Origin of the sequence: Pandoraea morbifera (assembly GCF_902459575.1) — a bacterium.
GTDB classification, from domain to species: Bacteria; Pseudomonadota; Gammaproteobacteria; order Burkholderiales; family Burkholderiaceae; genus Pandoraea; species Pandoraea morbifera.
Window position 1 is genome coordinate 122,420 of sequence record NZ_CABPSD010000013.1, and the last position, 10,424, is coordinate 132,843.

The following is a 10,424-nucleotide window of genomic DNA, read 5'->3' on the forward strand; positions in this document are numbered from 1 at the left end:
TCGCGATGAACGACAGCAGCATCATGATTCGCCCGGCGCGCGTAGACGAAATCCCGCAGATTAGAGCGCTGCTGGCCAAGTGCGAACTGCCGTGGGAAGACGTTACTGAGTCAGCGGGTATTGGATTTCTCGTCGCCGTAGCGACCGATGGGTGCATCGTTGGAAGTGTCGGCTTGGAGCTTTCCGGCACAGTCGGCCTGCTACGCTCCCTCGCCGTGGCAGAAGAGGTTAGGGGGGTGAAGATTGGACAGGCACTCGTCGCCGCAGCGGAAGCAAAAGCTCGAGAGCAGGCCGTCGATGCGCTTTACTTGCTAACGACCACTGCGAGCAAGTTCTTCGCCCGGCGAGGATATGACGTCGTGGACCGAGGCGGTGCACCAGAGGTGCTTCAGCGAAGCTCGCAGTTCACGAGCATCTGTCCCGCGTCGGCCATTTGCATGGTCAGAGCAAATAGCTAGCTGTAGGTGCTTATCTACGTACTCCGAATTCTTGGGTAGAGATAGGCGCACTATGAAGTCGACGCGCTGGGGTCAAACTGAGCGTCGTGGGCGAACAAGCCGTGAGCCTGCAATCGCCGAAATACGGTCTCATCTTCGACGGGGATGCCGAAATGGGTCAGTAGGGACAGGGCGTTTATATCACGATAACAGCGTAGAAATTCCATCGCGGTCCGCAGCGCACCGTCGAAGACTAACCAGAGACTGTTCGCGTGTGACGGATACCGAGTCCATTGCGCGAACTTGCCGGCGTTCTCCTTGTTCGTGTGAGCAAGCTCCCCATAAATCACTGTCTCCAATATCTCTCGGTGGCATACGGCATGTCCCCCGGGGGAAAAGGGGGACGCTGCATCCAGGAACAATAGGTACTCTGCTCTGATTTGTTCGATGAGACTTTGGAGTGCAGGGTGAGCATGCTCGTACCTCTTAGCAAGCCGCGAGATACTTAGTCCATCGTTGTTCTGGGTCAGCATCCGATAGACGAGCACGAATGCTTCCACGTTCTCTCTTTCGAAGTAATGGAGCCCCAACTCGTTGGTCGTCGCCCGGATTTCCAGTTCCAGGACAGTTCGGCCATCAACGTCGACCGACCTGTTGATGGCCAGAATCTGAGCCTTCGCTCGAGCCAAACTGAACATTGCGGATTGACTGCTAAAGAAGCGACCGCGTTCTAAGCGAGCCACCCGCTCGTTGAAGCGCAAGGCGTGGTCGCGGAATTCATTCGCAAGTTCGGACAATTCGCTCATGTTCGGTCCCATTGAGGCCGGAAACAAAATGCTACCCGGAAGCTAGCTGATTGATAATTTACAATTTACCGAGAGCACACAAAGAATTTCGTGATTGCATCCCGGTGTCGATGTATCCAGCAGCTTCGTAAAATTCATTTAGGATTTATATGCGTCTCTTTCTCGCTATCATATTGCCATGGCTTCAGTTTTTCACCATTGGTCGACCCTTCGCGGGAATCGTCTGCTTGCTGCTTCAGTTGACCATCATCGGTTGGGTTCCAGCAGCTATCTGGTCCGTATATGCGCTTAGCCAGTACAAGACGGACAAGAAAATCGAACGAGCGCTTGGTCAGCGTTAAGCTTATTGAGGTTGTGGTGAACGCGGCTTTCTCCAAAGTTGAATAAAAATCGAGAGAGGACGGGGAGAATGGGTGAAGGAGAGTGGTTTTCACAGTTTTGCGGTGCGCTGCGCATCAATGCGGAAAAGCGGAGTTCGATTAGTTACCGGACCGGGCGCATTGTTGGTCAGTTGAACTACGACCTTCGGGACAAGCTGGACTCGAAATCAGCCTATCGGTTTTACGTCGGCTCGTACGGGCGCAGTACGGCTATCCCGAGTGTTAGCGATGTCGACCTGCTCTACGAACTCCCCTATGCGCTTTACCAGCGCTTTCATGGGCACGCTGGGAATGGTCAGTCTGCATTGCTTGCGCTTGTCAAAAGCTCAATTCGGAATACCTATAAAGTCTCGGACATGGCCGGCGACGGCCAGGTTGTGGTCATCAAATTTGACGATGGTTTGCGATTTGAGGTTTTACCTGCGTTTGTGAATACCGACGGGAGCTACACATTTGCAGACTCAAACGGAGGTGGGGCATGGCGTGTCTGCAAGCCGAAACACGAGATGGACGCATTCTCTACTCGGAATACGGCTTGTAACGGCAACCTGGTCGAGCTGAGCCGAATGGTGCGAGCATGGCGCGACACAAATAGCGTGTCGATGAGCGGAATGCTAATCGACACGTTGGCCTATCAGTTTATTGCTACCTGGTCACATCGCGACAAGTCATATCTTTACTACGATTTTCTGACCCGCGATTTCTTCAACTACTTGGCGAATCTGGATACGCAGAAGACATATTGGCTAGCGCCCGGCAGCGGTTCATATGTCTACCGAGGCGACGTGTTTCAGTTCAAAGCTCGCTCTGCTGAACTGAGGGCCATCGAAGCCATAGCCCATCAACTGAAGGGCGAAAACTGGTCGGCAAAGCAAAAATATCGAGCAATCTATGGAACAGCATTCCCAGCCTGAAGAGTCATATGTTCAGCCGGCAGTCTCACTCGAAGGGCAGTTGAGGGAGATGTACGCACGCGCCGCGTACACCCACAAGACCCACGAGAAAATGGCCGACCGATATATCTCTCGTTACAAGCTCATCAAGAATGCGGAAATCTTTCTGTCGGCAGTGACGACGAGCAGCTTGTTGCTTGCGGTTTTTGGGGATACCCATCCGTACACACTTATCGGTGCGGTGCTATCGACCATCCTGTTGGCTTTCACGCTGTACTTCAAGGAGGCCAGCCTGGGCGAGCAGGCGCAGAAGCATACTATTGTCGCGTCCAAGCTTTGGGGTGTCCGTGAAGCACTCCTGTCACTTTTGGTCGATATGAGCGACGGTCGTGCCGTCGATGAAATTCGCGTTGCACGCGACCGCCTGAACGCAACTCTCGAAGACATTTATAAGGCCGCTCCACGTACAGACAGCAAAGCCTACACGGATGCACAAAAGGCGCTCAAGCAAGCCGAGGAGCTATTCTTCACCGACGATGAGCTAAACCGAATGCTGCCGAAGGAGTTGCGTACGAAGCGTGGCCAGCCGTAACGGCAATCGGTACGTTCTCTCGGCCGCCTCCCACTCTGGATGCGATGGAACACAGAGCGTATGCTGCGGCGAACGGTTCGTGATTACGTATCGAGACTTCGCGCAACCGTGAAAAATGCTGACGAACAACTGAGGACTGTCAAGACTTTCGTAAGTTGGCCCTATTTTGGCGCAGCTGTGCACAAGGTCGTCATCACACAAGGTGACCTTTTTGCGTCTGAGACGGAGCCGCTACTCAGGATAAGCGCCAACCCAATGCCAAAATCGGCATGAATCTGCCTCTTAAGCAGGAAAATCGCCCTTAAGGGGCAGATTTTTGCCTCTAGCGAAGGCAGCCAGACCGCAGCGCCCACTACTGGCCATTTTGCGCGGCGTTCCAGCCAAACTCGAAAGTTGTTTGCGACAGGTTCTCGATGAATCTGGAGCGAATGTGGCACGCAGGCCTGCGCCAGGTCGCCCCAACCGCGCTGGACAACTTCAATTGTTTCCGGACAACTTCAATTGTTCGCTTTCACGGCCGGGTCCTACCAGTTCGTTTCCCGCTCGGGTGTGGCCGTGATCTTGTGGATCGACAGATCGGCGCCGTAGTATTCCTGTTCATTGTCGAGCCGCAGGCCCACAAGGCGCTTGATCGCGCCGTAGACGACATATCCGCCGGCGAACGAAATCGCCACGCCCATCACCGTGCCCACGACCTGCGCGACGAAGCTCACACCGCCCAGTCCGCCCAGCCAGGTCTGCCCGAACAGTCCGGCGGCGATTCCGCCCCAGACACCGCACACACCATGCAGCGGCCACACCCCCAGCACGTCGTCGATGTGAAGACGGTTCTGCGTCACGGTGAAAAGCTTCACGAACAACACCCCGGCAATGGCGCCGACGACGAGCGCACCCAACGGATGCATGACGTCCGACCCGGCGCACACGGCGACGAGGCCGGCGAGCGGGCCGTTGTGAATGAAGCCGGGATCGTCCTTGCCGACCCACATCGCCGCGAGCGTGCCGCCGACCATCGCCATGAGCGAGTTCACCGCGACCAGACCGGAAATGCCGCCCACGCGCTGCGCGCTCATCACGTTGAATCCGAACCAGCCGACAATCAGAATCCACGCCCCGAGGGCGAGGAACGGAATCGACGACGGCGGGTGCGCCGCGACCTGCCCCTGTCCGTTGTAGCGCCCATGCCGAGCGCCGAGATGCACGACGGCGGCCAGTCCGATCCAACCCCCGACCGCGTGCACGACGACCGAACCGGCGAAATCGTGGAATGGCGCGCCGAACGCGTGCGTGAGCCAGTCCTGCACGCCAAGGTGCCCATTCCAGGCGATGCCCTCGAAGAAGGGATAGATCACGCCCACGAGGAAGAACGTCGCCACCGACTGCGGGTGGAACTTCGCGCGTTCGGCAATGCCGCCAGAGACGATGGCGGGAATCGCCGCGGCGAAGGTGAGCAGGAAGAAGAAGCGAACGAGCTCGTAGCCGTTGTGTTGCGCAAGGGTCGCGGCGCCAGACCAGAAATCGATGCCGTAGGCGAGCGGATATCCGATGAAGAAGTACGCGAGGCCCGAGACGGCGAAGTCCGTGAGGATCTTTACGAGGGCGTTGACCTGGTTTTTCTTGCGAACGGTGCCCAGCTCGAGGAACGCAAAGCCGGCGTGCATGGCAAGCACCAGGATTGCGCCGAGCAGAAGGAACAGCACGTCGCCGGGTGTATTGGTATTGGGCATGAATGTGCTCTTTTGGTGCAGACGGAGAGAAGAAAGGAGATACGCAAGAGCGATGCCAGATTTTTCAACGCGTTGATTTATATAGGTGTTTTATTGTGTGATATGACGAGGAGCATGCGAGAGTGCACGGCGATGGTGCCGCTGAGCGCGCTCATGTTCGATCGACGTGCATCGCCGGGCCGGCAGCAGGGGGCGGCGGTGTTGGCCGACGTTTCCGCCGTTTCCGACGTTTCCGACATATCCGACGTATCCGGCGGGCCGACGCGTCGCCGACGAAATGACGCTGCAGAGACAGTGCAATGTGGATGAAGGGGGAGTGGTGATCGCGCGCGGTGCGTGAGCGCAAGGCGCGGTATAGAATCGGGCGTTCTCGTTTCGCGCATCAACCGTCATCACGCACAAACCACTGAGGAAATCCCATGATCTTTGAAATTGCCCAGATCGAAGTGAAACCCGGCACGGAAGCCGCATTCGAGCAGGGCGTGACGAAGGCCGCGCCGCTGTTCAAGGGGGCGAAAGGCTGCCACGGCATGCGTCTGCTCAAGTCCATCGAGGCGCCGACGCATTACAGCCTTGTCGTGACGTGGGAAACGCTGGAGAACCACACGGTCGATTTCCGCAACTCGGAAGCCTTCACGCAGTGGCGCGCGCTGGTGAGCGACTGCTTCGCTGCGCCGCCCAACGTGTATCACGTCACCGAGGCGCTGATCGGCTTCTGATCCGCACGACTCGCAAGGACGGGCAAGCGCGGCAGCGGAGACGATTCTCCGCTGCCGCTTTTTCATGCCCTGGGGATGCGTGCGTGACCTAGGGTAAACGTGATGAAATTCAAGAAAAGTTTTCATATAACATGCAAACCAGAAAAGCTGAGGACGACGCGAGAGGATGACTACCAAGCCCAAAACCCTGACCGAACAGGTGGCTCAACAGTTGCAGGATGCGATTCGGCAGGGCGTGTACCCCATTGGCAGCCGGCTGCCGACCGGCAAGCAACTGTCCGAGACATATGGGGTAAGTCAGGCGGTGATTCGTGAGGTCACGGAGCGTCTGCGTGCGCAGGGGCTCATCGACAGCCGTCAGGGGGCCGGGGTGACGGTCAGGGCGCGCACGCCTTCGAGCGGCTTTCAGGTGCCGGTTGGACAGGACGCCGCGGATCTCGCCAGCGTCTACGAGCTGCGTCTGGATCTGGAGAGCACTGCGGCCGCGCTTGCCGCCGTGCGTCATACCGATGAGGACATCCGGCTTCTGGCGGACATTCTGGAAAAGCTCGAAACGAACCTTTATCACGCCGACAATGGGGTGGAGTACGACACCGCGTTTCACGCGGCCATTGCTCGCGCCACGCACAACCGGTACTACGCCGACCTGCTTCAGTATCTGAATCTGCAAATCCGGCAGGTCGTGCAGACGGCGCGCGAAAACACGCTGCGCCACGAGGGACTGGCCGCGCAGGTGCATCAGGAGCACGTGGCGGTGTTCAACGCCATCAAGGCGCGCGATCCGCTGCTGGCGCGGGCCGCGTCGCTCTCGCATCTGTTGCGAGCTTCGGCGCGTCTCGGGCTGACACTGCCCGGACGCGATGTCATCACCGGCGCGATCGCGCCCACGCGGGCCTGAGCCTAGCGCGCAGCCGTGCGCTCTGGCGCAAGCCCGATTCCGTAACCCCGACGCGTGAACCCATGACTATTTCCGCTTTTGCCCAACGTCTCATCGATGCGGTCGGTGTCGACAGCGTCGTCACCTCGCCCGATGACGTCGCGCCGTGGCTCGCCGACTGGCGCGGCCTGTATCGCGGCAACGCCCAGGCGGTCGTGCGCCCGCGCACGGTGGACGACGTGTCGAAGGTGCTGGCGCTGTGCCAGAGCACGGCCACACCCGTGGTGCCACGCGGCGGCAATACCGGCCTGTGCGGCGGTGCGACGCCCGACGCGTCGGCACGCAACGTGGTGCTCAGTCTGGATCGCATGAACGCCGTGCGCAGTCTCGACACCATCGCCAACACGCTCGTGGCCGAAGCCGGCTGCATTCTCGAGGACCTGCAGCGCACCGCGCGCGACGCGAATCGACTGCTCCCGCTCAGCCTGGCGGCCGAAGGCTCGTGCCAGCTCGGCGGGAATCTCGCGACCAATGCCGGCGGCGTGAACGTCGTGCGTTATGGCATGACGCGCGAACTGGTGCTCGGCGTCGAGGCCGTGTTGCCGAACGGCGAGATCCTTCACGGCTTGCGCACGCTGCGCAAGGACAATACCGGTTATGACCTGAAGCAGTTGCTGATCGGCTCGGAAGGCACGCTCGGGGTCATCACCGCCGCTGCGTTGCGGCTATATGCGCCGACGCCCGTGCGTCAGGTGGTGATCGCCGCCGTGGCGTCGCCGGCCCAGGCGCTGGCGCTGTACGAGCTGCTGTTCGCCGCGTGCGGTCCGCGCATGCAGGCGTTCGAATTCTTCACCGGCGAGTGCGTCGATCTCGTCATGGCGCACGTGCCCGGCGTTCGCGCACCCTTCGGCGAGCGACACCCCGGCTACGTGCTGGTCGAGTTGGCCGACACGGACGACGAGCCGGCGCTCGCCGCATTGCTCGAGCGCGTGATCGAGTCGGCCCTCGAGCGCGATCTTTGCGCCGACGCCGTGGTGTCGTCCACGCTCGGTCAGGTCGAGGAAATGTGGAAGCTGCGCGAGGAGATTTCCGAGGCGCAGCGCGCCGACGGCCCGCACCTGAAGCACGACGTCTCGCTGCCGATCGAAGCCATTCCGGCGTTCATGGAGAGTGCGTTGACACGGGTGCGCCGCGTCTGCCCGCAGGTGCGTCCGTTTATTTTCGGCCACTTCGGCGACGGCAATCTGCATTACAACCTCTCGCGCCCGTCGGGCGAGGCGCCCGACTTCATGGCCCGGCACGGCGAGGCGATCACCGCCGAAGTGCTCGACGAGGTGGCCCGGTACGGCGGCAGCATCAGTGCCGAGCATGGCATCGGACAACTCAAGCGCGACTATTTCGCCAAGTACAAGTCGCCGCTGGAGTTGCGCCTCATGCGCGAGATCAAGGCGGTTTTCGATCCGGCCGGCATCATGAATCCGGGCAAGCTGCTGTAAAGATTCGTTCACTCCCGGGCGCCGTCATCGACGCGGTACCCGGTTCGTTCCATCCCCCCGCGTGAGCCCGACGTTGCGATCGTCGCCCCCGCGCCTCCTGAGGAGTCGACATGACTGCCAGTTCCGCCCCTCCCGCCGCCGGGGCCCCCCTGTGCCTCGGCCCGCTGCCCGAGATCGATCCGCCCACGTTCGAGGTGCCGTTTGGCGCGGTCGACACGCACGCGCATGTGGTGGCCGAGAGCGACGCTTATCCGATGGTGCCCGAGCGCAGCTACACGCCGCCGCCGGCGCCGGAAGACAAGTACCTCGCCATGCTCGATGCGACGGGCATGACGTACGGCGTGCTGGTGCAGATCAGCGTCTACGGCACCGACAATCGCTACATGCTCGAGACGCTGCGCCGCCATCCGGATCGCCTGCGCGGCATTGCCGTCGTCGCGCCGGAAGTGACCGACGCGGAACTCGAAGCGATGCATGCGGCCGGCGTTCGCGGTCTGCGTATCAATGTGCTCTTCGGCGGTGGCATCGGCTTCACTGCGATGGAGACGCTCGCGCATCGCATCAAGGATCTCGGCTGGCACATGCAGTTCCTGATGGACGTCAACGCGTTGCCCGAGCTCATGCCGCGCATGACCCGGCTGCCGGTGCCGGGCATCGTGGACCACATGGGGCACACGCCGGTGGCGCAAGGGCTCGACGCGCCGGGTTTCTCGGCGCTGCGATCGCTCGTGCGCGACCACGGCTACTGGGTGAAGCTCTCGGGCGCGTATCGCATCAGCGAGCGCTTCCCGACGTTCGAGGATGTGACGCCGTTCGCGCAGGCCCTGATCGACGACGCCCCGGATCGCATGGTGTGGGGCAGCGACTGGCCGCACGTGTCGCTCACGCGCATGCCGAACACGGGCGCGTTGCGCAACCTGTTGCCGCAGTGGGCGCCGGACCCCGAGGTGCGGCGTCGCATTCTGGTGGACAACCCGGCGCGTCTGTACGGGTTCCCGGCAACGGCTTAAGGCAAGCATCCGGCGCGTGCCACGCGCCGGCATTTCTAACACGATCGGGCGCGCATTGCGCTCATGCGAAAACACAGAGAAACGAGGGGAGACAAGATGAACTGGTATCGCCAGATGAACAAGACCGAGCGGCGCACGTTTATCGCCGCGTTCGGCGGCTGGGCGCTCGATGCGCTCGACTTCATGGTGTTCACTTTCGTGATCACCACACTGATCACGATTTTCAACATCGACAAAGCGCAGGCGGGCATGCTTGCCACGGTGACGCTGCTGTTTTCCGCGATCGGCGGCTGGCTTGCGGGCGTGCTGGCCGACCGCTTCGGCCGTGTGCGAATCCTGCAGGCGACGATTCTGTGGTTTTCCATCTGTACGATCCTGATCGGGTTCGCGCAGAGTTTCGAACAGATCTTCGTGCTGCGAGCGCTGCAGGGGCTGGGCTTCGGCGGCGAGTGGGCCGTGGGCTCGGTGCTCATGGGCGAGATCGTGCGCACCGAGTACCGTGGCCGGGCCGTGGGCACGGTGCAAAGCGGCTGGGCGATCGGCTGGGCGGTGGCGGCGCTGTGTTACACGGTGTCGTTCTCGGTGCTGCCGGAGGCATATGCCTGGCGCGCGCTGTTCTGGATTGGCGTGATTCCCGCGCTGTTCGTGCTCTTCATTCGCAAGCACGTCCCCGAGCCGGAACTGTTCGAGCGCACGCGCAAGCGTGAAGCGGCCTCGGCCACGCGCACGTCGGCACTGGCGATCTTCTCGCCGGCGCTGATCAAGACGACGGCGCTCTCGGCATTGCTGTGCACGGGGGTGCAGGGCGGCTATTACGCGGTGACCACGTGGTTGCCGACCTTCCTGAAGACGGAGCGCCATCTGTCGGTCATCGGCACGGGCGGTTACCTGCTCGTGATCATTCTCGGATCGTTCATCGGCTATCTGACGGGCGCTTACCTGACCGACCGGCTGGGGCGTCGCGCGAACCTGCTGATCTTCGCCGTGCTCTCGGGCGTGAGCATCTACGCCTACACGCAAATCCAACTGAGCAACGATCAGATGCTGATCCTCGGTTTCCCGCTGGGGTTCGCGGCATCGGGCATCTTCAGCGGCATGGGGGCTTACCTGACCGAATTGTTCCCGTCGGCAGTGCGTGCCAACGGGCAGGGCTTCGCGTATAACTTCGGGCGCGGCATCGGCGCGCTGTTCCCGAGTCTGGTGGGCTATCTCGCGAAGACCAGCGGTCTTGGCACGGCCATCGGCATGTTTGCGGGCGGCGCGTACCTCGTCGTGCTGATTACCGCGTTCCTGCTGCCCGAGACGAAAGGGCGGGAAATCGAGTAAGTTCGTAGATTCGCGGGTGGCACGCGCCGCGCAGGCCGTCGGCCGCCCCGTTTTTCTGATTCAAGGGAGTTCCGCATGAAGGTGCTGGTACCGGTCAAACGGGTAGTGGATTACAACGTAAAGGTTCGCGTGAAGAGCGACGGCAGTGGCGTCGACATTGC

General features: G+C 60.9%; 11 protein-coding genes and 1 pseudogene. 10 read left to right on the forward strand and 2 right to left on the reverse strand.

Going from position 1 to position 10,424, the window contains the following annotated elements; genetic code table 11:
* Nucleotides 1-5 precede the first annotated feature (5 nt).
* Complete coding sequence (gene arsN2 / locus PMO31116_RS19345) at nt 6-458, forward strand: arsenic resistance N-acetyltransferase ArsN2 (protein ID WP_150568102.1); 453 nt, start codon at nt 6-8, stop codon at nt 456-458.
* 50 nt (nt 459-508) lie between these two features.
* Here arsN2 and PMO31116_RS19350 read toward each other — a convergent pair whose 3' ends face one another.
* A complete protein-coding gene (locus PMO31116_RS19350; protein WP_150568103.1) occupies nt 509-1,243 on the reverse strand; it encodes a hypothetical protein in 735 nt (244 codons plus the stop codon).
* A gap of 149 nt (nt 1,244-1,392) precedes the next feature.
* On the opposite strand from PMO31116_RS19350, the gene PMO31116_RS19355 reads away from it, so the two are divergent.
* The 3 genes from PMO31116_RS19355 to PMO31116_RS19365 all read left to right on the forward strand — a co-directional run bounded on the left by PMO31116_RS19355 (nt 1,393) and on the right by PMO31116_RS19365 (nt 3,108).
* Entirely contained in the window at nt 1,393-1,584 is a 192-nt protein-coding gene (locus tag PMO31116_RS19355) for a YqaE/Pmp3 family membrane protein (RefSeq protein WP_150568104.1), read from the forward strand.
* Nucleotides 1,585-1,652: 68 nt separating this feature from the next.
* On the forward strand, nt 1,653-2,537 hold the full coding sequence (locus PMO31116_RS19360) for an SMODS domain-containing nucleotidyltransferase (protein ID WP_150568105.1): 885 nt from the start codon (nt 1,653-1,655) through the stop codon (nt 2,535-2,537).
* A complete protein-coding gene (locus PMO31116_RS19365) occupies nt 2,515-3,108 on the forward strand; it encodes an SLATT domain-containing protein (protein ID WP_150568106.1) in 594 nt (197 codons plus the stop codon). The genes PMO31116_RS19360 and PMO31116_RS19365 overlap by 23 nt, the downstream gene beginning before the upstream one ends.
* A 524-nt stretch (nt 3,109-3,632) precedes the next feature.
* On the opposite strand, the gene PMO31116_RS19370 is transcribed toward PMO31116_RS19365, so the two are convergent.
* Nucleotides 3,633-4,835, reverse strand: a complete 1,203-nt coding sequence (locus tag PMO31116_RS19370) for an ammonium transporter (protein WP_150568107.1) — start codon at nt 4,833-4,835, stop codon at nt 3,633-3,635.
* A 419-nt stretch (nt 4,836-5,254) separates the two neighbouring features.
* On the opposite strand from PMO31116_RS19370, the gene PMO31116_RS19375 reads away from it, so the two are divergent.
* From PMO31116_RS19375 to PMO31116_RS19400, 6 genes and pseudogenes are all read left to right on the forward strand, one after another.
* Complete coding sequence (locus tag PMO31116_RS19375) at nt 5,255-5,554, forward strand: antibiotic biosynthesis monooxygenase family protein (RefSeq protein WP_150568108.1); 300 nt, start codon at nt 5,255-5,257, stop codon at nt 5,552-5,554.
* 166 nt (nt 5,555-5,720) lie between these two features.
* A complete protein-coding gene (locus PMO31116_RS19380; protein WP_150568109.1) occupies nt 5,721-6,452 on the forward strand; it encodes a FadR/GntR family transcriptional regulator in 732 nt (243 codons plus the stop codon).
* A 62-nt stretch (nt 6,453-6,514) separates the two neighbouring features.
* Complete coding sequence (locus tag PMO31116_RS19385; RefSeq protein WP_150568110.1) at nt 6,515-7,927, forward strand: FAD-binding oxidoreductase; 1,413 nt, start codon at nt 6,515-6,517, stop codon at nt 7,925-7,927.
* Between the two features lie 110 nt (nt 7,928-8,037).
* Nucleotides 8,038-8,937 carry an amidohydrolase family protein gene (locus PMO31116_RS19390; RefSeq protein ID WP_150568111.1) on the forward strand — a complete coding sequence of 300 codons (900 nt, stop codon included), beginning with the start codon at nt 8,038-8,040 and terminating at the stop codon, nt 8,935-8,937.
* A 96-nt stretch (nt 8,938-9,033) separates the two neighbouring features.
* The gene (locus PMO31116_RS19395; protein WP_150568112.1) at nt 9,034-10,263 is read left to right on the forward strand and encodes an MFS transporter; all 1,230 of its coding nucleotides are present in this window, start codon (nt 9,034-9,036) and stop codon (nt 10,261-10,263) included.
* Nucleotides 10,264-10,338: 75 nt separating this feature from the next.
* Nucleotides 10,339-10,424: pseudogene (locus tag PMO31116_RS19400) on the forward strand (electron transfer flavoprotein subunit beta/FixA family protein); the annotation flags it as partial.